Genomic DNA, 24645 nt, shown 5'->3' with positions numbered 1-24645 from the left:
CAGGTGAAATGATAGTGGAAACAATGAATCTAACCTATCCTCTTACAAAAGAGATCTTAGACTTTAGCACCAGGCCGCAGGTGCTGGCCATTGGCCAATTTGACGGCTTGCATTTAGGTCATGTGAGCGTGATCGAATCGGCGGTTCGGCTTGCAGGATCCCTAAATCTGCCGGCAGCGGTGATGACTTTTCATCCTCATCCAAAAGAAGTCATGAGAAAAGGCGATTATGATGGATATCTGACGCCCCCTCGCGAAAAAGAGCGAATTCTAAAGAGCTTGGGTGTGGACTATGTATATATTGTGGAATTTAATGATGCTTTCTCGCGGGTAAGCCCGCAAAACTTTGTGTCTGGCGTGCTTGTTCCGCTTCAAGTTCATACGGCTGTCGTCGGCTTTGATTTCCGCTACGGTTACCGGGGGGAAGGAGATGCCGGAATGCTACGCGAGCTTAGTGATAACACATTGGAAGTGAACACGGTTCCTCCGTTCCTTATTCATGGAGAGAAAGTGAGCAGCTCGGGAATACGCAGAGCGCTCCTGGAGGGGAATGTACAGCTTGCTGCGCGCTGGCTAGGACGCAGATATGCGATTCAAGGAATCGTGATGCATGGCGAGAAACGGGGTCGCAAAATCGGATTCCCTACCGCCAACCTTAGACCGGTGGAGCATTTCGTACTCCCGACCAAGGGGGTATACGCTGTACGGGTTAACCATGAAGGGCAGTGGCTGCAGGGTGTAATGAATGTCGGAGTCAAGCCAACCTTTCACAACGATAAGGCTGCTCCTTCCCTGGAAGTTCATTTATTTGATTTTAACGGGGATTTATATGGCCAGCCCCTATCTGTAGAATTGGTAGAGTTCATTCGTGAGGAACGTAAATTCGGCTCGATCGATGAGCTTGTGGCACAGATTAGTAAAGATGCGGATACGGCAAAAAACCTGCTGCTTGCAGTTGACTAGGAACATAAGCCGATTTATTTCCCGATCCCTACAAGCAGCATTTACATTTGTCTATTATTTATGGTATACTGATCTACGTTGTTCATGGTGGAGATTGGTATTTTCATCATAACAACTATAACCTTAGCTTGGTTGACCGGACCTCACCGCCCGACGACGAGGCTAATGGCGATTTAGATAAAGGAGGTGAACAGGATGGCATTGACTCAAGAACGCAAACAACAACTGATTGAAGAGCACAAAACTCATGAATCCGATACAGGATCACCAGAGGTGCAAATTGCTATCCTTACGGAGAACATTGTAAATTTGACCGAACACTTGCGCTCGCATAAGAAGGATCATCATTCCCGTCGCGGTCTTCTGAAAATGGTCGGCCAACGTCGTAAGCTGTTGGCATACTTGAAGAACAAAGACGTAAGACGTTACTCCGCTTTGATCGAGAAGCTCGGATTGCGTCGTTAATTTCTCGTGGTTAACTAAAGCAGCCTGGTTGCCGCCGGATGCGCTATTTTCAGCGAACGGTGGCAATCGGGTTGCTTTTTAACAGTTATGGAATGTACACGCTTTGTTTTCACGTATATATGGCTCCTTCAGGAGCTTTTGTTGTGAGTGGGGATAGACTGCCTGCTCCTTCTTCAGTCATATTCAACTTCGTTTATGATTTGAGCAAAAGGAGGAGATAATGAAGTCTATAACGAATTTCTATTTGTAATAAGGAGGGATTTCATGGAGAATCATGTGAAAATGCAGTTGGGAGGAAGACCTCTTATACTGGAAACCGGTCGTTTGGCCAAGCAGGCTAATGCCGCGGTTATGGTGCGTTATGGTGATACTGCCGTTTTGTGTACGGTGACAGCCTCATCCGAGCCGAAAGATCTCGATTTCTTTCCGCTAACCGTTAACTATGAAGAAAAATTGTACGCAGTCGGTAAAATTCCAGGAGGCTTCATTAAGCGGGAGGGCCGACCAAGCGAGAAGGCGATTCTGGCAAGCCGCCTAACCGACCGCCCGATTCGTCCGCTGTTCCCAGAAGGATTCCGCAACGATGTGCAAATCGTGAACCTGGTAATGAGTGTCGATCAGGATTGCGAGCCGGAAATCGCAGCTATGATTGGTACATCTGCAGCGCTCAGCATTTCGGACGTACCGTTTAACGGCCCGATTGGCGGTGTTGCCGTCGGACGCGTGGATGGGAAATTTGTCATTAACCCTGATGTAGCCCAACAGGAAGCAAGTGATATCTATGTCGTGGTCGCTGGAACGAAAGATGCCATCATGATGGTGGAAGCGGAAGCGAACGAGGTGTCAGAAGAAGTTATGCTGGAAGCGATTATGTTCGGTCATGAGGAAATTAAGAACATTGTGGCCGTCATTGAAGAACTCGTTAAGCTGTCCGGCAAAGAGAAGATGGAAGTGAAGCTTCATGCCGTAGATGCTGAGGTCAATCGCGAGGTTCGTGAATTCGCTGCTGCTCGTCTCGTTGAAGCGGTTAAAATCGCTGAGAAGCATGCTCGTCAAGATGCAATCGATGCGATTAATGATGAGACTATGGCCCATTTTGAGGAGAAGTACATAGAGTCTCCAGAGCTTCTGAAGGATGTTATGGAGGCTCTCCATGATATCGTTAAGGAAGAAGTGCGCCGACTGATCACTCACGATAAAGTGCGCCCGGATGGCCGTAAATTGGATGAAATTCGTCCGATCGAATGCGACATCAACTTGCTGCCGCGTACGCATGGTTCAGGCTTGTTCACTCGTGGTCAGACACAGGCGCTCAGCGTATGTACGCTTGGTGCATTAGGTGATGTCCAGATTCTAGACGGGATCGATCTTGAAGAATCCAAACGATTCATGCATCACTATAACTTCCCGCCATTCAGTGTCGGTGAAGCTCGTCCGCTACGTGCTCCAGGCCGCCGTGAAGTAGGACATGGGGCTCTCGGCGAAAGAGCGTTGTCCAAAGTCATTCCGCCGGAGACGGAGTTCCCTTACACAATTCGTCTGGTCTCTGAGGTGCTGGAATCGAACGGCTCGACTTCTCAAGCAAGTATTTGTGCGAGTACGCTTGCGATGATGGATGCTGGTGTGCCGATTAAAGCTCCGGTAGCTGGGGTTGCAATGGGTCTGATCAAGGACGGAGATCAAGTATCGATTCTAAGCGATATTCAAGGCATGGAAGATCATTTGGGCGATATGGACTTCAAGGTAGCCGGCACGCCGGATGGAGTTACTGCTATCCAAATGGATATCAAAATTGACGGCATCGACCGCCAAATTTTAACAGACGCATTATCTCAAGCTAGAGAAGGACGCATGCATATCCTTTCTAAAATGATGGAACGCATCCAGAAGCCAAAGGAAAGCTTGTCGCCTTATGCGCCAAAAATTCTTATCATGAACATCAATCCGGACAAAATCCGCGATGTAATCGGCGCTGGCGGAAAGATCATCAATAAAATTATTGAAGAGACTGGCGTAAAGATCGATATTGAACAGGATGGCCGTGTGTTCATTGCTTCCACGAACGAAGAGATGAATAATAAGGCACGTTCAATTATCGAAGGCATCGTGAAGGAAGTTGTCGTTGGAGAGATCTATGTGGGTACGGTAAAACGGATCGAGAAGTTCGGCGCTTTTGTGGAGATTCTGCCGGGCAAAGACGGTCTGGTTCATATTTCTCAGCTCTCAACGGAGCGTGTTGCTAAAGTGGAAGATGTTGTTGCAATCGGTGATACGGTAACTGTAAAGGTTACGGAAATCGACCAGCAAGGTCGCGTGAATCTTTCCCGCAAAGCAGTATTAACTGCAGAGGCCGCTAAACCATCATCCTAAGCCATCCCCATATTTCATGACAAAATGTGCGGGAAAAGAGACAGAATGCAAAATTCTGGCTCTTTTTTAATTTGCACTTTTTTAAGATCATTTCCTACATGGACAACCTGAAGGCTGCATAATACAGAACTTGTCTTCATATGATGAGGACAAAACCGGGTTGAAGGGATGGGCCTGTCATGAAGCGGAATAAATTCATCGCGATAGCGCTTGGAATCGTCGTTGTGCTTACATTTTGGCAATGGGGTGGAATTCGGACATTTTTAGAAGGAAGCTTGATCAAGCCGAGCGGCGATTATGCATTTCGATTATTTGCAGAAGCCGGTAGTGATGATGAACTGATGAATACCATTCGGGAGGAAGCTGCCAAACGCCGTGAAGAGCCTGTAGATGCGGTGATTGACCGTGTTTGGAAGGCGATCCCGGGGTATAACGGGCTTGAAGTGGATGTCGATAAAACATATCAAAAAGCAAAAGAACTTCCACGGGGGGCGGATATTCCTTATCAGTACCGGGAAACGAAGCCTCGTGTTAATTTGGAGGACTTAGCAGCCGAGCCGATATACCGCGGGAATCCGAATAAGCCCATGGTTGCACTCATGATAAACGTCGCTTGGGGCAATGAGTTCATTATACCGATGTTGGACACGCTGGATGCAGCTAAGGTCAAAGCAACCTTTTTTCTCGATGGTAGTTGGTTGAAGAAGAATGTTGATCTGGCGAAGGAAATCCAGAAGAGAGGGCATCAACTGGAGAATCATGCATATTCTCATCCCAATATGAGCCAGTTGGAGGATTATCGGGCCAGAATGGAAATTTCCAAAACAAAGGATTTGCTGAAAAGCGAACTCGGCGTGGACAATCGCTGGTTTGCCCCGCCTTCGGGTGATTTTGATAACCGTACCGTGCGGCAAGCGTCTGATTATGGATTGAAAACGGTGCTCTGGACGCTGGATACCGTCGATTGGAAAAAACCGCTCCCGTCCAGCATCGTTCAGAAGATATCCAATAAGGTTGAGCCGGGTACTCTCATTTTGATGCATCCAACGGATTCATCAAGCCGAGCGTTGAAGGAAATGATCGCAGTTATTCGGAATAAGGGATTGGTGCTTGGAACGGTAGAGGAGACGCTTTCGAGTGATCGCGTATTCAAGCCGGGGAGTTGAGGAATCTTGCTTTTTTTGATAGGATAATGATGATTTCATGGAGTTCGTAAAACAAAGTGGATGCTTATGGAGCGAGTTTTGCTGCGAAGTATCTCAAAGCAGTAAAGCTCTGCAAAACAAGCGTATGCTTACGAAGTAAGTTTTACTTCGTAAAACTTTTTAGGAGGGCCTTTCGTGCACAAAACGCAACTTAAAAACGGCCTGAGGGTGGTTATGGAGAAAATCCCAACCTTCCGCTCGGTATCGTTCGGCATATGGGTCAAGACCGGATCAAGGAACGAAAGTCCCGATTTAGGCGGCATTTCCCATTTCATAGAACACATGCTTTTTAAAGGAACTGAACGATTTGATGCGAAAGAGATTGCTGAACAGTTTGACGCCATAGGCGGAAATGTCAATGCCTTTACGTCAAAGGAGTATACTTGCTACTATGCCAAAGTACTGGACGAACATTTGCCGATTGCTGTAGATGTATTGTCAGATATGTTCTTTAGATCGTTGTTTGATGAGGAAGAGCTGCGTAAAGAGAAGAATGTCATTCTGGAAGAGATCGCCATGTATGAGGATACGCCGGATGATATGGTGCATGATCTTATATCCGAAGCTGCTTATGGCAGTCATCCTCTTGCTCTGCCTATTCTTGGCACAGAGGAGCAGCTTCAAGCTATGGACCCATCTCATCTTAAGGCATATATGCGTGAAAAATATACGATCGATAACACGGTCATCAGCATCGCTGGAAATTATGATGACAACATTCTCGAGCTGCTGGAGGAGCATTTTGGCGGATTCAGCGCAAGAGGAATGGAAGGCGGACTGACCGCTCCCGATTTCCTGGGCGACATGAAATTTCACCGTAAAAAAACGGAGCAAAACCACATTTGTATGTCCTTCCCTGGGCTACAAATCGGTGATAAAAACCAGTATGCCATGGTGCTGCTGAATAACGCTTTGGGCGGGGGGATGAGCTCTCGGCTATTCCAGGAAATTCGCGAGAAGCGGGGACTGGCTTACTCCGTTTTTTCTTACCATAGCTCTCATGCGGATAGCGGCCTGTTTACTGTTTATGCGGGCACCGCGCCGAAGCAAACCAAGGACGTTCTGGAGCTGACCAAGGAAATACTGCATGATGTATCCCTTAACGGCCTTACGATGAGCGAACTGAGCAAAGGGAAAGAGCAGTTAAAGGGCAGTCTGATCCTTAGTTTGGAAAGCACGAGCAGCCGAATGAATCGGCTGGGCAAAAATGAGCTTATGCTCGGGCGCCATTATACGCTGGATGAAATTATTTCACGAATAGAAGCAGTGACGATGGAGGATATCAACGATGTGCTGCAGGGGATGTTTAAGCAGCCCTATGCTTTAGCTATGGTCGGTTCCTCTGATCGGGTATTGTCAGGAATAAGGAGAGATGAACTTGTCGTATGAAGTCCAAATTAACCGTTTAGCAGGAAATGAAGATCTTGAGCTTCCCCGTAAGATGTCAGAGCTGGCTTCCGGATTTGATCTATGTGCAGCAATTACAGATGAAATCGTGCTCCAGCCGGGACAGCGAACTTTGATTCCAACCGGCTTTGCTCTGGCTATGCCGGGAGGTCTTGAAGCCCAGATCCGCCCGCGCAGCGGACTGGCATTCAAGCATGGCATTACTTGCCTGAATACCCCTGGAACCATTGACGCGGACTACCGCGGAGAAATTAAAGTACTGCTCATTAATCATGGAGTAGAACCATTCACATTCCGTCGGGGGGAGCGTATTGCTCAAATGGTATTCCAAATCGTTCCCGAGGTGAATCTTGTTGAGGTGGACGAATTGTCCGCTACCGTACGCGGTGCTGGTGGATTCGGCCATACGGGTAGAAATTAATCTGCCAGTCACGATTAGCATGACAATGATGCAAGCTTGCAGGTTCTGTACCTAACGGTACGGAGCTTAGCAAGCTTTTTTTGTGCTAGTCAGGGCTAGGAAGAAGTCGGTTTCACCACTTGGTAGGCGACGGCATAAGATGGTCTATACTGTGCTAGATTGAAAGGAGGACGTCCACGATGCTTACCGGACTAACTATAGTGTTCATTGGCGGGGACGCTCGGCAGATCGAAATTATTAACAAGTGCACGGAGCTGGACGCAACAGTGAAGGTAGTCGGTTTCGATCAATTGGAGCCTCCTCTCTTCGGAGTTTCGCATGATAAGCTGTCTCCCGGCCTGTTAATGGAAGCTGACGTCATTGTATTCCCGGTGGTCGGTTGCGATGACCAAGGGGGAGTCGGTGCGCCGTTCGCCAAGGAGGAGATCGAAGTAAGCCGAGAAATGTTTGCGGCAATTCGGGAAGGGACGGCGGTCTATACAGGGATGGCCAAAAGTTTACTCAAGCGCATGGCCGCCGAATTCAGTTTCAAATTAATCGAGCTGCTGGAACGCGACGATGTCGCTATATACAACTCGATTCCGACGGCTGAAGGTGCCTTGATGATGGCAATTCAGCATACAGACATTACGATTCATGGCTCTACCTGCATGGTGCTTGGCCTGGGGAGAACGGGCTTTACTCTAGCGCAAACCTTGCAAGGGCTTGGGGCGACGGTGAGAGCAGGAGTACGCCGGGAGGATCAGGTCGCCAGGGCGATCCAAATGGGATGGAAGCCTTTCGTAGCAACGGATTTGGCCGCTTACACAGGGGAGATTGACTTGATTTTTAACACAATTCCGACTATGATAGTCACAGCACAAATCATCTCTAAATTGCCCCGTAACGTGGTCATTATCGATTTGGCCTCGGCTCCGGGCGGGACGGATTTCCGCTTCGCGGAGAAGCGGGGAATCAAGGCGCTTCTTGCCCCCGGTTTACCTGGAATCGTAGCTCCTAAAACGGCTGGAATCATCATGGCGAACACGATCTGTCAGTCGATATCGGAAGAGTTCCATTTACGGGGGGATGAAATGTGAATTGGCAGGGAAAAACGGTAGGTTATGCGATAACGGGTTCGCATTGCACATTTGCAGAAGTAATGCCACAGATCCAGCGATTTGTCGATGGAGGAGCTAAAGTCATTCCGATTATTTCCCAATCGGTCTTAACGACGGATACCAGGTTCGGCAAGTCGGAAGATTGGCGCAAACAGTTAAAAGAGATAACGGGGAATGATATCATCTCTTCAATTGTCGAAGCTGAGCCGCTAGGGCCAAGCAGGTTGTTGGACGTACTTGTCATCGCTCCTTGTACTGGAACGACTACAAGTAAGCTGGCGAACGCGATGACGGACAGTCCGGTGTTAATGGCCTCCAAGGCACAGCTCCGCAACGGCAAGCCGCTTGTGCTAGCTGTTTCGACAAATGACGGTTTGGGTTTTAACCTGGCGAATATCGCCAAACTAATCGTTGCTAAGAATATTTATTTCGTTCCGTTCGGTCAAGATAATCCGACGGGCAAGCCGAACTCGCTTGTGGCCCGAATGGAGCTTGTTCCCGAGACGGCTTATGCAGCGCTGGAAGGCAAGCAGTATCAACCACTCATTATTGAGCGTTTCAGGTAAGAAACCAATTTATTCACATATAGCTTTATTAGTGAAGGGGAGACGTGCCAGATGAGTGAAACGAAATTGAATGTCGCTCTAGTAGGAGCAACAGGAGCCGTAGGAGAGCAAATTATCAAGTCGCTGGAAGAAAAGGGATTTTCCAGTTGATCATTTGAGCTGTTATCTTCGGCTCGTTCCGCGGGAACCGTTCTTACTTTCAAGGGACAGAAAATTGTCGTTGAGGAAGCTGGCCAAGACAGCTTTGTTGGCATCGATATCGCACTCTTCAGTGCCGGCGGCGATGTCAGCAAAGCAAATCGATAAATTCCAGGAAAACGGATATACGCTGGAAGAGATGAAGATGTACGGGAAACAAAGAAAACTTTTGGAGACGAATCCATTGAGGTTACAGCAACCTGTGTCCGCGTCCCCGTCGTATACGGTCACTCTGAATCGGTATATGTCGAATTGAAGAATGATTACGACCTCGAAGAAGTGAAAACACTGTGCTTGCCAATGCTCCTGGCCTGAAACTAGTGGATGATCCAGCAGCCCAAGCTTATCCGCTTGCTACGGAGGCGGCGGGCAAAAAAGAAGTATTTGTGGGGTGTTTACGTTGTGATCTCGGCCACGAGCGTGGTTTGAACATGTGGATCGTATCTGACAACCTAATTAAGGGGGCTGCATGGAACGCCGTGCAAATTGCGGAAATCGTGGCAGCTAGGGCATAATGCCGCAAGCAAATGTCAGCAATTTAAAGTAAGACGGAATGAAGTAATGCTTTAATCCGCCATCATACTGGAGGAATACGCATGCACATTATGGTGCAGAAGTTCGGCGGCACCTCCCTCTCTACATCCGAAGCGAGGGAGCACGTCATAACACATATTCGCCGGGAACTGGATAATGGCTACCGGCTTGTAATTGTAGTATCTGCAATGGGTCGGAAGGGAGATCCCTACGCAACAGACACGCTGCTTGACTTGATTGAGCAGACAGGGGGATCTCTTTCCTCGCGTGAACAGGATTTACTGCTGTGCTGTGGTGAAATCATCTCCGCAAGCATGCTAAGCGGCCTGCTCCAGCGTCAAGGCATCACCTCTACTGTTCTAACGGGAGCGCAGGCTGGATTCAGGACGGACAGCCAGTTCGGCAATGCACGGATCCTTGATGTTGTCCCGTCTCGAGTGCTTGAAGAACTAGAGAAAAGGGACGTCGTGATCGTAACTGGATTTCAAGGACAGAATTTGAACGGCGAATTTACGACATTAGGACGAGGCGGCAGCGATACTTCAGCAACGGCGCTGGGTGCGGCATTGCATGCTGAAATGGTCGACATATACACGGATGTGAACGGCATATTGACAGCCGATCCGCGAATTGTTGAGGACGCCAGGGCGCTTCCGCATGTCAGTTACGCTGAGATTTGTAATATGGCGCATCAGGGAGCTAAGGTGATTCATCCCCGGGCCGTAGAAATTGCTATGCAATCCGGCATTCCGATTCGGGTGCGTTCTACATTTTCACAAAGCGAAGGGACGCTGGTTGCTAATCCGGAAGGCTTTAGAGATGTGCAGACCGGAGTTGTCGACAGATATGTAACTGGAATTGCATATGTCGGGAATGTAACTCAGATAACGGTGGAATCATCTGGACAATCCGAAGCGAAACTGCAGCTGCAGGTATTCAAAGCCATGGCAGAGAACGCCATCAGCGTGGATTTTATTAATGTTACCCCAACTGGCGTCGTTTATACCGTATTTGACAGTGATGCGGGCAAAGCATCGGCGATTTTGGAATCGATGGGCTTCCGTCCCCGCATATTAAGCGGTTGCGCCAAAGTTTCTATTATTGGTGGCGGGATTAACGGCGTTCCCGGAATTATGGCTAAAATTGTGGAGGCATTAACGGAGCAGGATATACAAATATTGCAGTCTGCGGACTCAAATACGACGATCTGGGTGCTCGTCAATAAAGAAGATATGGTGCAGGCGCTCAGAGCACTGCACGCTAAATTTGAACTAGCCCATTAGCGATTATTTTGGAGGAGGACACAACGTGGATTTCGGAAGATTGATTACAGCCATGGTAACTCCATTCGATGACAAAGGGGTTATCGATTGGGATCAGACGGCGAGACTAATGGATTATTTGATTGAGGAACAGAAGTCTGACTCACTTGTCATATGCGGTACGACGGGAGAGTCTCCTACATTAAGCGAGGAAGAGAAAGTTGCATTATTTGAATTTGCGGTGAAACATGCCAAGGGACGCTGCAAAATTATCGCAGGAACGGGCAGCAACAACACGGCAGAATCTATCCAGTTGACGGCAAAAGCTGAGAAATGCGGCGTGGACGGAGTGCTTCTCGTGGTTCCTTATTATAATAGGCCAAACCAAGAAGGGCTTTACCGTCATTTTGAAGCGATTGCCCGCTCGACGAAGCTTGCGATCATGCTTTACAATGTGCCAAGCCGTACGGTAATAAGTCTTAGCGCGGAAACGACGCTGCGATTGGCCGAGCTTCCGAATATAGTTGCGACGAAGGAATGCGCATCACTAGAGCAGGTAGCTCAGATCGTATCCGGAGCTCCAGAAGGCTTCAAGGTATATTCCGGAGACGATTCGGCGACTTTGCCCGCTATGTCAGTTGGCGCGCATGGAATTGTCAGCGTAGCAAGCCATATTATCGGTCAACAGATGAAGGAAATGATCGAGGCGTTCTTAAATGGCCGCGTTGCGGACTCTGCAAAGCTGCATCAGCAGCTGCTCCCTGTGTTCAAAGGATTATTCGACTGCCCGCATCCGTTACCGAATCCGGTAGCCGTAAAATACGCGTTGCACGAATCAGGTCTTGCCGTCGGCTCTGTACGTTTGCCGCTTATACCACCTACGGAGGAAGAGGCAGCGTTTATCCGAAATCTGCTACCATAAAGGAAAAAGTTAAAAATGTGCTCTTCTTCCAAGAACCGATGCTCCCCTTTGGGGCATCGGTTTTTTCATTATTGCACAAGGTAACGTTAACTAAGTGTAAAGCGTTTGACTTGTTTTTTGCCATTTTAATCATGTATAATGATTTCAAGTGACTGGGTGCGGTGATTTAAAAATTTAATGTGATTGAATATACAACGTCCAAATAACTAGGAGGGTTAGATTCACTTGTCCAAAAAAATGAATAATGATAAATTGACGATCTTTGCATTGGGCGGCGTAGCGGAAATCGGAAAGAACATGTACGTCGTTCAGTATGCCAATGACATCGTTGTGATTGATGCTGGCCTTAAATTTCCAGAAGAGGACATGCTTGGCATTGACATCGTCATTCCCGATATCACTTACTTGACGGAGAACCGTGACAAAGTAAGGGGCATCGTGCTTACGCACGGCCATGAAGACCATATCGGCGGATTGCCTTATGTTCTCAAGAATTTAAATGTTCCTGTATACGGAACAAAATTGACGCTAGGTCTGGTCGAGAATAAGCTGAAGGAAGCCGGTCTGCTAGGGGATACGAAGCGCGTGCTGATTCATGCGGATTCGGAAGTTCAGCTAGGCTCGACACTTAAAGCGACATTCTTCAAAACAAATCACAGTATTCCTGATTCGGTTGGGGTGTGCATCGAAACGCCGGAAGGAAACGTAGTTCATACGGGTGACTTCAAATTTGATCATACTCCAGTCAATGATCAATTTGCTGATTTGCACCGCATGGGGGAAATCGGCAAGAAAGGGGTATTGGCGCTTTTATCGGATAGTACGAATGCGGAGAAGCCTGGATTTACACCTTCCGAAAAAAATGTCGGAATCGTATTGGATGATATTTTCCGCAAGGCTCAGCAGCGGGTTGTCGTTGCTACGTTCGCTTCCAATGTGCACCGGATTCAACAAGTCATCGACGCGACTTATTCGACGGATCGCAAGCTGACGATTATCGGTCGCAGCATGGTTAACGTTGTGTCGATTGCTTCGGAGCTAGGCTATCTGAACGTTCCCGATGGCATCTTAATCGAGCCGGAGGAAGTGAATAAAATGGCTGCGGATCGCGTAGTTATACTATGCACAGGTAGCCAAGGCGAACCGATGTCGGCATTAACTCGCATGGCTCGTTCAACTCACCGCAAGGTGGATATTTTGCCTGGTGATACGGTCATTATTGCTGCGACTCCAGTACCTGGCAACGAAAAATACGTGGGGCGCACGATTGATGAATTGTTCCGACTTGGCGCTGAGGTAATTTATAGCGGCTCTAATTCCGGAGTTCACGTATCAGGGCATGGCAGCCAGGAAGAATTGAAATTGATGCTGAATTTGATGCGTCCTAAATACTTCATCCCTGTTCACGGGGAATATCGAATGCTGCGGAAGCACGCTCTGCTCGGTGAATCCGTCGGAATTGATCCGGATAACATTTTTCTAGTGGATATCGGTGAAATGGTGGAAATTCAGAATGGTGCTGCTCGCAAAGCGGGTAAAGTACCGGCAGGTAATGTGCTAATTGACGGCCTTGGAGTCGGTGACGTTGGTAATATAGTACTTCGTGACCGCAAGCTGCTGTCTCAGGACGGCATTCTCGTTGTCGTGGTTACGCTCAGCAAACAAGATGGAACTATCGTTTCTGGACCAGATATTATTTCCAGAGGCTTCGTATATGTAAGAGAATCTGAAGGACTTCTTGAAGAAGCGAATCGGATTGTGTCCAGTACGCTCGAGAAATTAATGAGTGAGAACGTGAATGAATGGGCTTCTTTGAAGACGAACGTGAAGGACTCGTTAGGACGCTTCCTCTATGAGCAAACACGGCGCAGACCGATGATTCTTCCAATTATTATGGAAGTGTAAAAAACTATATTATAGAAGAATAATTTTATACTAACCTTTTCAGGTTGGGCACGCAGTCGCCCCTTCTCCTGCCGGTAATATTGGACGGTTTCTTGTAGGAGAGGGGGCTTTCTTTTTTTACTTCAATGACTGCATGAAGGAGGTTGGCCTTGGCATACTAACTTTACAATGGACAATACTGGCCAGCGGCCGAAAGGAAGTGCAAGAAATGAAAGAGCAACAACAGCAACCGAGCCAAAAATCTAACGAAGGATCAGAACCTGCCCCGGTTGTCCCAGAAGGTGATAAAGCAGCGGCAGTGGTGGAAACGATTCAACAGCTTGGTCAAACTGCAGTGCCTGTACCTGGGGAATCTAATGTATATTGTTTAACGATAATCGGGCAAGTCGAGGGTCATCTCGTACTGCCGCCGCAGAACAAAACGACCAAGTACGAGCATTTGATTCCCCAACTAGTGGCGGCTGAGCAAAACCCGCGCATTGAAGGATTATTAATTATTCTGAATACCGTTGGCGGTGACGTTGAGGCCGGGCTGGCTATCGCAGAAATGATATCATCTCTTACTAAGCCGACTGTAACGGTCGTTATCGGCGGTGGCCATAGCATCGGCGTTCCGATTGCCGTAGCTTCGAATTACTCGTTTATAGCGGAGAGCGCGACAATGACCATCCATCCGATCCGGATGACAGGCATGGTTATCGGAGTTCCGCAAACTTTTGAGTATATTGAAAAGATGCAGGAGAGAGTTGTAAGGTTTGTGACGGCTCATTCGAAAATTCCTGAGAATATGTTCAAGGAGCTGATGTTCAAGACCGGGGAATTAAATCGAGATATCGGTACAGCTGTTGGAGGGTCAGATGCGGTTAAATTTGGACTGATTGACGAAATCGGCGGAATCGGTCAAGGGCTGACAAAATTGAATGCATTGATCGAATCGAGGCGCATGACATCCGCAGGAGGTTTGACTCAATGACTCATTATACGATTATGCCGGAGGACGTTTATTGGGACGATAAGGAAGTATCCGATAGCTATACTGAGATTGAACTTGGCGGTATTTTAATGCAGGTAAGAATGGAGCATGAGCATAATCGGGCGACGATCATACGCTTGCTGCGCTGTTCTTTGGATGACTATTTAAATCCTGCATACTCCCCTGGACAACAAATTTCGTTTGTGCCTATATTAAATAAACAATAAGAGTCCTATAGGTTGCCCCCGGTGATTATGGTATAATATTCATCTAGGGGGTGATCTTCGTTTGGCACGAAAAAAGAAGAAAAAAAAGGCAGCACTGGGCAGTATGCTCAAGTATGAGATTTATGGGATCATCCTGATTACTTTATCGATCATTGCCTTGTCCGGGGAAGCTGCGGTAGGTAGGACATTATCGAAAATGTCCGCACTTGTTCTGGGCAAGTTTTATTTTGTCATTCCTTTGATCGGGATTTTTATTGGACTTAGTGTGATGATTAGCCGGAAATGGCCGTCTCGCTGGAATACGCGTCGCAGTGGAGCGCTGCTCGCTGTGTTGTCACTCGTGCTCATGAGCACGATATTTGCTATGGAGAAGAAGTTGGCTCCATCGGTGTCTTTGTCAGCAGGCAACATTATGTCGCAAATTCACCATGATCTCCAAACAGCTTTATTCGAGCCTACGCTGGGAGATACCGGGTTTAGCCTTCTCGGCTTGGATATAAGCGGAGGGTATATAGGCGGCCTGGAATTTGCTCTGCTGTATTCCCTATTTGGCATTGCTGGTGCAAAACTGATTATGATCGTTATGATGGCGATCAGCTTCATGTTAATTACAGGCTTGTCTTATGTCGAATTATTTCGTCTCATTCGTAAACATTTAGGCGGGTTGGGAACGAATTTCAGCCGAAAGCTGAAATTGCTGAGGCCCGTCCCTGTCAATAGCAAATCCAAAAGGCCTTCTGCAGAGCCGGTACAGAGTGCGGGATATGAAGATGAGGAGGAAGAGGAGTTTACTGCGCCTCCTCAGCCGAGAAACAAGCCGGTGTTCTTCCAACTGTTTAATTTTAAGCCTCGTCCAAAGCCGGCAGCAACGGCTGCGGAAATGCAGGAAGGTATGGACGGGGAACTCGTCGATCAAGGCGATCAGCAACGCTCTGATGTGGACTGGAATGCGCTAGAATATGGAGAAAATTCTTCGGAGTCTACGGTTGCCAGATTCGATCCATTAACCGGTGAACCGCTCGCTCAAGAAGAGCAAGGGGACGTAGGCCCTATTATCCGTGATTTCTTCGACAACATTCATCTTGAAGGCCGTGCGCATGATGTTGAGCCCGAAGGGGATGAGCAGGTTGAAGGAGCGGCGTTATGGCCGGAGGATGCAGAATCGGCGCCAGAGGATATTTCGCTTAGCCAGGACTTGGACTTGCCTGAGACGGAAGCGCAGGCAGAGGAAGCTTCCAGTGAGGAGGCTAAGGCTCCTGGAGGAATCGCCGAAGAAATATCAGGTGACGAGAATAATTCAGAGGATAAACTTGAGGAAGCAGCACCTCCGCCGAAGCCGGCTCCTAAACCATATAAGCTGCCGCCATTCCGCTTGCTTTCGAAGCCTGCCGGTGGCGGCAAGGCTGGGGATCAGGCGGATTATAAACAGACGGCCCGCAAACTCGAGGCAACGCTCGAGAGCTTTGGAGTACGAGCGCGCGTGCTGGAGGTCGTTCGAGGCCCTGCCGTAACGAGGTACGAAATTCAGCCGGATATCGGGGTGAAGGTGAGCCGGATTGTGAATTTGACGGATGATATCGCTCTGGCGCTCGCCGCTAAGGATATTCGTATGGAAGCGCCGATTCCCGGCAAATCCGCAATCGGAATCGAGGTGCCGAATAATGAGGTCTCCCTGGTGACGATGCGGGAAGTGATGGAGACACCTGTGTTCCAGGATGCCGAATCGAAGCTGTCCATCGCCTTCGGGCGGGATATTTCCGGGCAGACGATTGTCGGAAATCTCGCCAAGATGCCCCATTTACTAGTTGCCGGGGCAACTGGCTCTGGAAAGTCGGTATGCATCAACGGGATTATTACGAGTATTTTATACAAAGCGAAGCCGGATGAAGTGAAGTTCCTGATGGTCGATCCCAAAATGGTTGAGCTTAATGTGTATAATGGAATTCCACATCTGCTTGCTCCTGTAGTTACCGATCCGAAACGTGCTTCGCTGGCGCTCAAGAAGATTGTCGTTGAAATGGAGAAGCGTTACGAGCTGTTCTCTAAATCCGGTGCCCGAAATGTGGAAGGCTATAATTTGATGATGAAGGATAATCCGGAAGCCGTCCTTTCTTATATTGTCGTCATCGTCGATGAGCTTGCTGATTTAATGATGGTCGCGGCGAATGATGTTGAGGACGCGATTGCCCGCTTGGCGCAGATGGCCCGGGCTGCAGGCATCCACCTCATTATTGCTACGCAGCGCCCTTCCGTCGATGTCATTACGGGTGTCATTAAAGCGAATATTCCATCACGCATCGCTTTTGGCGTATCATCTCAAGTAGACTCTCGCACGATTCTGGATATGGCTGGTGCGGAGAAACTTCTCGGGCGCGGGGATATGCTCTTCATGCCGATGGGAGCTTCGAAGCCGATCCGTGTACAAGGCGCTTTCATGAGCGATCAGGAGGTTGAGGCGATCGTGGGTTATGTTCGCGGACAAGGCCAGGCCGAGTATGATGACAGCCTCGTTCCTGAAGTGGATGATGAGGTGCAGGAAACGGAAGAAATCGTGGACGAGCTGTTTGATCAGGCCGTGCAGATTATCCTGGAAGCGAAGCAGGCATCGGTATCGCTGCTGCAAAGAAGGATGCGTATCGGCTACACTCGTGCAGCCAGACTGATTGATTCCATGGAGGCACGGGGCATCGTTGGTCCTTATGAGGGCAGCAAGCCGCGCGAAGTTCTGATATCTATGGAGCAGTTTAAACTCGGAAAAATATCTTCTTGATTGATAAGGCTATAGATAAAGCAGATCCTTAAGGGGGTCTGCTGTTTTATTTTTTTTCTTGCTCAAAGGATTCTTTTTTGGGTGCATAGGAAGGTGCGACAGTAGTCATAATAATGTCATCCATCTATGTTAATCCACAAAAGAAAGGTAGAGCTAAACGTATGAAAAAAGCTAAAATATGGTTTGCCGCCGGTTTAGTGCTGCTTTTGTGCGGGGCATTGTTCGGAGCTTATCGACTATGGAATAACACGCCCGCTATGACGGAAAGAAGCGGGGAGCCGAAATCTTCTCTTCCCGTATTCAGTGAACAGGTTATCCAGTATGGCGCATTCGGCACAGACGTATACGAACTGCAAGGCCGACTGGCCTTCCTAGGATTTTATCATGGCAAGCTCGACAGTTACTTTGGGCCCAAAACTCAGGACTCGCTAAAATGGTTTCAGTCGGAATTCGGTATGGATGTTGATGGACTGGCTGGGCCGAAAACGAAGCTGAAGCTGTATAATGCTTCGAAAAACTGGAGGCCAGGTACCGAGACAGCTGCCGGGCAAACCGGCACAAATCAAGGCGCCGCTAATACCGAGCAAGAAGAAACGAACGCGTCGGCGGATTTATCCTCCTCTAACGCCATGGGTCTATCGGCCAATGATTTAAAAATCATGGCTAATGCGGTATACGGGGAGGCTCGCGGAGAGCCCTTTGAGGGACAAGTAGCAGTGGCTGCCGTAATTCTTAACCGTGTAAAATCGCCGAGCTTTCCGAATACAGTATCCGGCGTCATTTTCCAACCTCGGGCCTTTACGGCTGTTGATGATGGCCAAATTTGGCTTGAGCCAAATGAGAGTGCAACAAAAGCGGTTCAGCAAGCGCTGAACGGCTGGGATCCATCCGGCGGATGTCTGTATTACTTTAATCCTGAGACAGCAACCTCGAAATGGATCTGGACTCGACCGCAGGTTAAAACGATCGGAAAACATATTTTTTGTATGTAAATAACGTTTGGAAGGGAAGCAGCCGCTCATTTCGTCGGGTTGCTTCTTTACTTTGCCATGGTATAGAATGGAACTAAAATTGCCTGTGTATAATAGTCCAGACAGTCTCTTGTAAAGGAGTTTTCATCTTGAATAAAACTGTATTTGAACGGGGCAGTGCCGGTCATATTCGAATTCATGTCCTGCCGACAACTAGATTCAAAACCTTCGCAGTTTCGCTCTATGCGGGAATCCCGTTGAACGAGGATACGGTAACTGCGACGGCATTAACCCCTTTCGTGCTGCGGCGTGGTACGGCTTCGTATCCAGAGACAATTCAATTTCGCGAACAGCTTGAGCAATTGTACGGCGCAGGCTTCGGCTTTGACGTTTATAAGCGCGGGAATTACCAAATTGTGCAGTTCCGCATGGATACGATTAATGATGAATTTGTGTCCAGCGATGATTCCTTGTTGCGCAAAACATTCTCTTTTCTGGGTGAAGTCGTAACGAAGCCCGTTACAGAAAACGGCGTTTTCCGTGAGGCTTATGTGAACTCGGAGCGGGAGACGGTACGCAAGAAGCTGGAAGCGATCATCAATGATAAAATTCGTTATGCTGCGGAACGGTGTATGGAGGAGATGTTCCGAAATGACCCTTATCGCCTTCACCCGTTAGGTCAGCGCAAGGATTTGGACGGGATCACCTCACAATCGTTATACGAGGCGTTTCAACAGTGGCTGCAGCAAGCGAACCTTGATTTATATGTCGTTGGAGACACGACGCTTGCAGAGGTTCAGGAGCTTGTAGGGCAGCACTTTATTATGAGGCGATCGGATTCGCCGCAATATGTGCCTGCTCAGAGCCATACATCCGGAGACGATGTCCGCATCGTGGAAGAAGTGCTCGATGTCAACCAAGGCAAGCTGAATATGGGCTTGCGCATTCCGGTCACCTATGGAGATGACCGCTATGCAGCGGCACTTCTGTATAACGGTATTCTCGGCAGCTATCCTCACTCCAAGCTATTTATTAATGTCAGGGAGAAGGAAAGCTTGGCTTATTATGCTGCCTCAAGATTTGATGGCCATAAAGGGATCATTTCGATTCAGTCCGGAATTGAGATTGCGAACTATCATAAAGCGCTTGAAATTATTAAGGCGCAGCTTGCGAGCCTGCGCGAAGGTCAAATTAGCGAGCTGGAAATGTCACAGACCAAGGCAATGATTCGCAATAGTTTGCTGGAAATGCAGGATTCCGCCTTTGATATGGTGGCATATGACTTTAATCGCGTATTGTCGGATCGGGAACGGCCGGCAGAAGAGCTTCTACAGCAGGTAGAAGCCATCACGATGGAGGATGTCGTTTCCATTGCCAATACGGTGGAATTGGATACGGTTTACTTTTTGACTGGAAAGAAGGAGGTGTAACTCATGGAAGTCATTACGCATGAAAGATTGAAGGAGACGGTATATCGGGAGACGATGGATAACGGTTTGCAGGTGTATGTGCTTCCAAAGCCGGGCTTCCAGAAGACGTATGCTACCTTCTCGACCAAGTACGGCTCGATCGACAATCATTTCCGAGTGGAAGGCGAAGCCGAAACAAAGGTGCCGGATGGAATTGCGCACTTCTTGGAACATAAGATGTTCGAGGAGCCGGAGGGCGATATTTTTGCCAAATTTGCTTCTTTAGGCGCATCTGCGAATGCCTTTACAAGCTTTGATCAGACCGTCTATTTGTTCTCCGCCACTGAGAACGTGATGGAAAATTTGGAAACCCTCGTGAATTTCGTGCAAAATCCGTATTTTACGGATCAGAATGTGGAGAAAGAAAAGGGCATTATCGGCCAGGAAATCGGCATGTACCAGGATAATCCCGAATGGCGCGTGTATTTTGGCTTGATTGAGGCAATGTATGCCGTCCATCCTGTTCATATCGATATCGCAGGCACGGTGGAATCCATTGGAACGATCACAAAAGAGACGCTGTATACGTGTTACAACGCTTTTTACCATCCGAGCAATATGCTATTGTTCGTCGTAGGAGGCGTTGATCCGGAAGAGGTATTCTCGCTCGTACGAAGCAACCAAGCCAAGAAGAAGTATCAGCCCCAGGGGGAAATTAAGCGGCTATTCGATGCGGAGCCGGCTGCGGTGCATGAGAAACGCAAGGTGATTAAGCTTCCGGTCTCTTTGCCGAAATGCTTGTTTGGGTTTAAAGAGACGAATATCGGGATAACGGGCGAGGCTTTGCTGCGGCGCGACTTGGCGATTAAGCTGGCCTTAGATTTGCTGATCGGTACCAGCACGAAGCTGTATCAAAAGCTTTATGACATGGATCTTATTTCGGACGGCTTTGGCCATGAATATAACAGTAATCCAAACTATGCCTTCACGGCAATCGGCGGAGACACAAAGGATCCGGAGCGCCTTCTTGAGATCGTAACGGAAGAAATCAAGGCGGTTCTTGCTAAAGGGTTTGAGAACGATGACTTTGAGCGGGCCCGCAAGAAAAAAATTGGCGGTTATTTGCGCATGCTGAATTCGCCGGAAAATATCGCTCACGAATTTACTCGTTATCGGTTCCGGGGTCAAGATCTCTTCTCCGTATTGCAGATTTATGAATCCCTGACCCTGGAAGAGGTGAACAATCGGCTGCGCGAGCATATTGATTGGGAACAACTAGCCATATCGCTCGTTGTTAGTCCGTAATATATGAACAGCAATCATGGGATAGATAAAAGTATTGGGGAAATGACCGTGCTGATTACGGGGGCGAGCCGAGGCATCGGGGCTCAGATTGCACTCCGTTTTGCCGCAGTCGGTATGAATATCGTCATCCACTACATGCAATCGCACGAAGCGGCCAATGAGGTGGCAAGAAAATGCCTAGAGCTTGGCGCTAAAGTGTTTACGGTTAGTGCTGATTTAAGAAGCCGGGAAGAAATTTACCGGATGAAGGAAAAGCTGGAGAGTCGTGGCCTTAAACCGGATATTCTGGTGAATAATGCAGGGATCTCTCACTATAGTCTGTTGTCGGATGTCCAAGAAGAGCAGTGGGATGAAGTGATGGATGTCAATTTAAAAAGCGTGTTTCTGTGCAGCCAGGCATTCATGCCCTATATGATTCATCAGCGGTTTGGACGGATTATTAATGTTTCCTCCGTTTGGGGAATTTCCGGCGGGGCCTGCGAAGCCGTCTATTCAGCCGCCAAGGGGGGCGTAAACGCCTTTACGAAGGCGTTGGCTAAAGAGCTAGCCCCATCATCTGTAACGGTCAATGCGGTAGCTCCTGGGGCCGTAAAAACGGATATGATGGAGCGCTTTGCCGCTGAGGAAATCCGCATGCTGGAGGAGGAAATTCCGGCAGGGCGGCTAGCTTCGCCAGAGGAGATCGCGTCATTGGTTTATTTTCTAGCGCTTCCTGAATCAGGTTATATTACGGGGCAAATTATTAGTCCTAATGGCGGCTGGCTTACGTAAAGTCGTAAGGCAAGCCGAATTTAGGCTAGAGAGGCAAGGAATGGCGGCGGCAGTTCAAGCGTTTGGCGAATAAAGAAGCTGAATTAATCGCATATTACGACTGTTGATTTTAAATCTCACGTCCAAGCGAAGGAGGATTTAAACATGTCAACAGTACTCAAAAATTTTGATACCTGGAAGAAATTCTTGGGTGAACGCGTTAAACATGCGGAAAGATCAGGTCTGAGCGAGGAGGCCATATCTCATCTTGCTTATGAGATCGGCGGCTTTCTGGATGAGAAGGTCGACCCTCAAAATGCTTCTAACCGCACCCTGAAAGAGCTGTGGGATGTCGGAAATGAAGAAGAGCGCAAGACGATCGCCCGGCTGATGGTAAAGTTGGCTAAGGAAAACGCATAGTTTACGGAGAAAAAGCTCCCTGTAACGGGGAGCTTTTTCTACCATTTTATACAGCCGCTTGCCTTTCGAAAATATTTTATATATCATAAAACACGTATTGTAATTGTTCGCATTAATTCTGCATACTTTTCACAGCCTTGTAAATGAATGCAGGAATAATGACCTATATTGTCGAATGAGTGTTTCTAAAGGGTTTGAGCATTCCAATACATAAATTCGTAGGTCTTTTTGAGTACGATGATGAGAGATGGCGTTAATTGTCGTCTTTTTTTGGTGAAATAGTACACAGGATGTTTGCCAAAATGTTTTGAAATGCGTAACAATTTAAGGGGTTTATACGTTAATGGATCGGAGCGTTACGATCTATGAATTAAAATTGTATTTTCAATTTCAAATCATAAATTATATTTCAATCATTTGCAGGAGGTGATGGACGTGTCGGATTTGGGCCAGCAGTTGAAGGAAGCCCGCCTAGCCAGAGGCTTGTCACTAGATGATGTGCAAGATATGACAAAAATTCGCAAAAGATACTTGGAAGCCATCGAGGCGGGAGATTATAAAGTGTTGCCGGGAAGTTTTTATGTGCGGGCCTTTATAAAGACATACGCTGAAACGGTCGGAGTAAATGCGGATGAGCTGCTCAGCGAGCATCGCCAGGATGTGCCAGCCCCGCAGGTGGAGCAGACGATGGAGCCCGTCTTGCAGAAACGCCGCAGCAGACAAACATCGGAACGCAATTCGAAATGGATGTCTACGGCGCTGATGTGGTCTTTTGCTATAATCATCCTGATCGTCATTTATATGTATTTCACGGTTTGGGGTAAAGATCCGGCTGCGGACAAGAACAATCAGACGGATCCGACGAAATTAACTCAATCGGAGAATCCTACGAAGCAAGGCGATAAGGGCCAGAACGGGGCTTCTAACGGGGATGGTAAAGATGCCGACCAGCAGCCGGATGCCGAGAACACCCCGCCCGCTGCCGGTGGAAACCAAGGAGATTCTAACGCGTCTGACGGTACGGATGATGGTTCGAATAACGGAGCAGGAACGGGTCTTGGTGGAGAGGTTGTCGTCCTGCCGGACGGGAAAAGCGGAAGCACGACCAATTTCAAGGTATCCAATCCTGGTGGGCAGCCGGTGCAGGTTGTAATCAACGCAACCGGCAAGAGCTGGGTTGAGGTGTACAAGGGCGGCAGGGACGGCGAGAAGCTGTACTTTGACAATACATCTGAGGGCGAAGTGCTGACTTATGAGCTTGGGCCTGAAGGAATGTATATTAAATCAGGAGCTTCTGCAAATACGCAAATTACGGTAGCGGGTCAGGTCGTTGAAGATGGCAAGAACACTTCCAAAATTCAGCTTAACATGGATACAGGTGCTTCCAGCACGGAAACCGAAGCTGGGGCGGGAAGCGAGGCCGACTCGAATAATGCCGCAGAATAACCGCTTCAAGCATCGGAGAGAATAGCTGTAATGCCGCAGAGCTTCGCGGCGTGCTTGTTATTTTCCCGATGAATTGAGGTGCCTGGATGTGGCTAGCTGGATCGTTCTCGGCCTAGGGATTATTGCTTTGCTTCTGGGTTATTACTTGATGCCGAGCGCGTGGGGCTATGGCATATTCGGTTTTGGCCTAGCGCATATGCTGCTTGGCATTTTGGATATGTTTCGAAGCCCTAATCGCCAGACGAGCTGAGCTGGTTTGGTTTGTTGATAAGAGAGTCATAGGTGTTTTTCGGGTAGGCTGTCCGAAGAACGCCTTTTTTTCATAGGCCTGAATCAGATGATCAAGCTGCTGGGTATGCCAATCTGTCCCTTAAGGTTGGACTTTGCCCATAGGATTACATTATAATTAATAGAGATAAGTGAACAGGAAAGGACGGAGAATTATGGCTTCTGAAAGCTCATTTGATATCGTCTCCAAGATGGACATGCAGGAACTTACGAATGCGATTGACCAGACGGAGCGGGAAATAGCTAATCGATTCGACTTCAAAGGGAGCAAAAGCGAGCTTAAAGTCGAGAAAGATGAATTAGTTGTCGTCTCGGACGATGATTACAAGCTTGGCGCTGTCATTGACATTTTGCAGTCGAAAATGATCAAGAGAGGGTTGCCGATCAAAAACCTAGATTACGGTAAAGTAGAGCCGGCTTCACTAGGAACTGTTCGTCAGCGTATTAAGCTGAAGCAAGGCATCGATGCGGAGAATGCCAAGAAAATCAATGTGATGATCCGCGATTCCAAGTTGAAAGTCAAGAGCCAAATTCAAGGCGATCAAATCCGGGTTACCGGCAAGAGCAAGGATGATTTGCAGCAGGTGATGCAGCTGCTCCGCAAAGGCGATCTAACGCTCGATTTACAATTTACCAACTTCAAATAAGCGTTAAAAATGTTGGTCTTTCGCTGCGTTAATCGCGTGGTGAGAGACCTTTACACGTTTTTGACATGGTATGTTCCTAAAGCTTATACTTGTAGGGAAAAACGGGTAATCGGTTAATTTCA

The 24645-nt window shown here is 48.1% G+C and carries 22 protein-coding genes and 1 pseudogene; all 23 read left to right on the top strand.

Features of this window, described 5'->3' with window-relative positions; all coding sequences use genetic code 11:
- Positions 1–8: 8 nt before the first annotated feature.
- Positions 9–962 carry a bifunctional riboflavin kinase/FAD synthetase gene (locus tag CZ379_RS19100; RefSeq protein ID WP_407668686.1) on the top strand — a complete coding sequence of 318 codons (954 nt, stop codon included), beginning with the start codon at positions 9–11 and terminating at the stop codon, positions 960–962.
- A 195-nt stretch (positions 963–1157) separates the two neighbouring features.
- Positions 1158–1427, top strand: coding sequence for a 30S ribosomal protein S15 (rpsO, locus tag CZ379_RS19095; protein ID WP_110933072.1), 270 nt, complete (start codon positions 1158–1160; stop codon positions 1425–1427).
- Between the two features lie 264 nt (positions 1428–1691).
- Entirely contained in the window at positions 1692–3797 is a 2106-nt protein-coding gene (gene pnp / locus CZ379_RS19090; RefSeq protein WP_110933071.1) for a polyribonucleotide nucleotidyltransferase, read from the top strand.
- Between the two features lie 179 nt (positions 3798–3976).
- Positions 3977–4963 (top strand): polysaccharide deacetylase family protein, encoded by a 987-nt coding sequence (locus CZ379_RS19085; protein WP_110933070.1) that lies wholly within the window; start codon positions 3977–3979, stop codon positions 4961–4963.
- A 174-nt stretch (positions 4964–5137) separates the two neighbouring features.
- On the top strand, positions 5138–6391 hold the full coding sequence (locus CZ379_RS19080) for a M16 family metallopeptidase (protein ID WP_110933069.1): 1254 nt from the start codon (positions 5138–5140) through the stop codon (positions 6389–6391).
- Positions 6381–6830 carry a dUTP diphosphatase gene (gene dut, locus CZ379_RS19075; protein WP_234404957.1) on the top strand — a complete coding sequence of 150 codons (450 nt, stop codon included), beginning with the start codon at positions 6381–6383 and terminating at the stop codon, positions 6828–6830. The genes CZ379_RS19080 and dut overlap by 11 nt, the downstream gene beginning before the upstream one ends.
- Positions 6831–7009: 179 nt before the next feature.
- Positions 7010–7909, top strand: coding sequence for a dipicolinate synthase subunit DpsA (dpsA, locus tag CZ379_RS19070; protein ID WP_110933067.1), 900 nt, complete (start codon positions 7010–7012; stop codon positions 7907–7909).
- Positions 7906–8496: a dipicolinate synthase subunit B gene (locus CZ379_RS19065; protein ID WP_110933066.1), complete on the top strand. Its 591-nt coding sequence runs from the start codon at positions 7906–7908 to the stop codon at positions 8494–8496. Before dpsA ends, CZ379_RS19065 begins: the two co-directional genes overlap by 4 nt.
- 51 nt (positions 8497–8547) lie before the next feature.
- Positions 8548–9209, top strand: a pseudogene (locus tag CZ379_RS19060) (aspartate-semialdehyde dehydrogenase).
- Positions 9210–9290: 81 nt separating this feature from the next.
- Positions 9291–10511 carry an aspartate kinase gene (dapG, locus tag CZ379_RS19055; protein WP_110933065.1) on the top strand — a complete coding sequence of 407 codons (1221 nt, stop codon included), beginning with the start codon at positions 9291–9293 and terminating at the stop codon, positions 10509–10511.
- Between the two features lie 25 nt (positions 10512–10536).
- Positions 10537–11412 carry a 4-hydroxy-tetrahydrodipicolinate synthase gene (gene dapA, locus CZ379_RS19050; protein WP_110933064.1) on the top strand — a complete coding sequence of 292 codons (876 nt, stop codon included), beginning with the start codon at positions 10537–10539 and terminating at the stop codon, positions 11410–11412.
- 225 nt (positions 11413–11637) lie between these two features.
- Positions 11638–13317, top strand: coding sequence for a ribonuclease J (locus CZ379_RS19045; RefSeq protein ID WP_110933063.1), 1680 nt, complete (start codon positions 11638–11640; stop codon positions 13315–13317).
- 208 nt (positions 13318–13525) lie between these two features.
- Positions 13526–14290, top strand: coding sequence for a ClpP family protease (locus tag CZ379_RS19040; protein ID WP_110934463.1), 765 nt, complete (start codon positions 13526–13528; stop codon positions 14288–14290).
- Positions 14287–14517: a YlzJ-like family protein gene (locus tag CZ379_RS19035; RefSeq protein WP_110933062.1), complete on the top strand. Its 231-nt coding sequence runs from the start codon at positions 14287–14289 to the stop codon at positions 14515–14517. Before CZ379_RS19040 ends, CZ379_RS19035 begins: the two co-directional genes overlap by 4 nt.
- Before the next feature lie 61 nt (positions 14518–14578).
- A complete protein-coding gene (locus tag CZ379_RS19030) occupies positions 14579–17287 on the top strand; it encodes a DNA translocase FtsK (RefSeq protein ID WP_110933061.1) in 2709 nt (902 codons plus the stop codon).
- Between the two features lie 161 nt (positions 17288–17448).
- Positions 17449–18279 carry a spore cortex-lytic enzyme gene (gene sleB / locus CZ379_RS19025; protein WP_110933060.1) on the top strand — a complete coding sequence of 277 codons (831 nt, stop codon included), beginning with the start codon at positions 17449–17451 and terminating at the stop codon, positions 18277–18279.
- Positions 18280–18407: 128 nt separating this feature from the next.
- Positions 18408–19688 carry an EF-P 5-aminopentanol modification-associated protein YfmF gene (gene yfmF / locus CZ379_RS19020; RefSeq protein ID WP_110933059.1) on the top strand — a complete coding sequence of 427 codons (1281 nt, stop codon included), beginning with the start codon at positions 18408–18410 and terminating at the stop codon, positions 19686–19688.
- Between the two features lie 3 nt (positions 19689–19691).
- A complete protein-coding gene (yfmH, locus tag CZ379_RS19015) occupies positions 19692–20972 on the top strand; it encodes an EF-P 5-aminopentanol modification-associated protein YfmH (RefSeq protein ID WP_110933058.1) in 1281 nt (426 codons plus the stop codon).
- A 3-nt stretch (positions 20973–20975) separates the two neighbouring features.
- Entirely contained in the window at positions 20976–21743 is a 768-nt protein-coding gene (ymfI, locus tag CZ379_RS19010; protein ID WP_110933057.1) for an elongation factor P 5-aminopentanone reductase, read from the top strand.
- Between the two features lie 144 nt (positions 21744–21887).
- On the top strand, positions 21888–22142 hold the full coding sequence (locus tag CZ379_RS19005) for a DUF3243 domain-containing protein (RefSeq protein WP_110933056.1): 255 nt from the start codon (positions 21888–21890) through the stop codon (positions 22140–22142).
- Between the two features lie 435 nt (positions 22143–22577).
- Positions 22578–23588: a RodZ domain-containing protein gene (locus CZ379_RS19000; RefSeq protein WP_110933055.1), complete on the top strand. Its 1011-nt coding sequence runs from the start codon at positions 22578–22580 to the stop codon at positions 23586–23588.
- Positions 23589–23676: 88 nt separating this feature from the next.
- A complete protein-coding gene (locus CZ379_RS26305) occupies positions 23677–23838 on the top strand; it encodes a hypothetical protein (RefSeq protein WP_199925686.1) in 162 nt (53 codons plus the stop codon).
- Between the two features lie 193 nt (positions 23839–24031).
- Positions 24032–24523 (top strand): YajQ family cyclic di-GMP-binding protein, encoded by a 492-nt coding sequence (locus CZ379_RS18995; RefSeq protein ID WP_110933054.1) that lies wholly within the window; start codon positions 24032–24034, stop codon positions 24521–24523.
- The last annotated feature ends 122 nt before the right edge of the window (positions 24524–24645 follow it).

It is taken from the genome of Paenibacillus bouchesdurhonensis (assembly GCF_900155685.1).
Taxonomy (GTDB): Bacteria; Bacillota; Bacilli; order Paenibacillales; family Paenibacillaceae; genus Fontibacillus; species Fontibacillus bouchesdurhonensis.
This window is presented reverse-complemented; position numbering and strand designations above follow the sequence as displayed.

Excerpts from the sequence above, each read along its gene's own strand:
- sleB (WP_110933060.1), top strand. The coding sequence starts at position 17,449 with ATGAAAAAAGCTAAAATATGGTTTGCCGCCGGTTTAGTGCTGCTTTTG.
- rpsO (WP_110933072.1), top strand. The coding sequence starts at position 1,158 with ATGGCATTGACTCAAGAACGCAAACAACAACTGATTGAAGAGCACAAA.
- dapG (WP_110933065.1), top strand. The coding sequence starts at position 9,291 with ATGCACATTATGGTGCAGAAGTTCGGCGGCACCTCCCTCTCTACATCC.
- pnp (WP_110933071.1), top strand. The coding sequence starts at position 1,692 with ATGGAGAATCATGTGAAAATGCAGTTGGGAGGAAGACCTCTTATACTG.
- yfmH (WP_110933058.1), top strand. The coding sequence starts at position 19,692 with ATGGAAGTCATTACGCATGAAAGATTGAAGGAGACGGTATATCGGGAG.
- CZ379_RS19005 (WP_110933056.1), top strand. The coding sequence starts at position 21,888 with ATGTCAACAGTACTCAAAAATTTTGATACCTGGAAGAAATTCTTGGGT.
- CZ379_RS19035 (WP_110933062.1), top strand. The coding sequence starts at position 14,287 with ATGACTCATTATACGATTATGCCGGAGGACGTTTATTGGGACGATAAG.
- CZ379_RS19100 (WP_407668686.1), top strand. The coding sequence starts at position 9 with ATGATAGTGGAAACAATGAATCTAACCTATCCTCTTACAAAAGAGATC.
- CZ379_RS18995 (WP_110933054.1), top strand. The coding sequence starts at position 24,032 with ATGGCTTCTGAAAGCTCATTTGATATCGTCTCCAAGATGGACATGCAG.
- CZ379_RS19040 (WP_110934463.1), top strand. The coding sequence starts at position 13,526 with ATGAAAGAGCAACAACAGCAACCGAGCCAAAAATCTAACGAAGGATCA.
- ymfI (WP_110933057.1), top strand. The coding sequence starts at position 20,976 with ATGAACAGCAATCATGGGATAGATAAAAGTATTGGGGAAATGACCGTG.
- dpsA (WP_110933067.1), top strand. The coding sequence starts at position 7,010 with ATGCTTACCGGACTAACTATAGTGTTCATTGGCGGGGACGCTCGGCAG.
- CZ379_RS19085 (WP_110933070.1), top strand. The coding sequence starts at position 3,977 with ATGAAGCGGAATAAATTCATCGCGATAGCGCTTGGAATCGTCGTTGTG.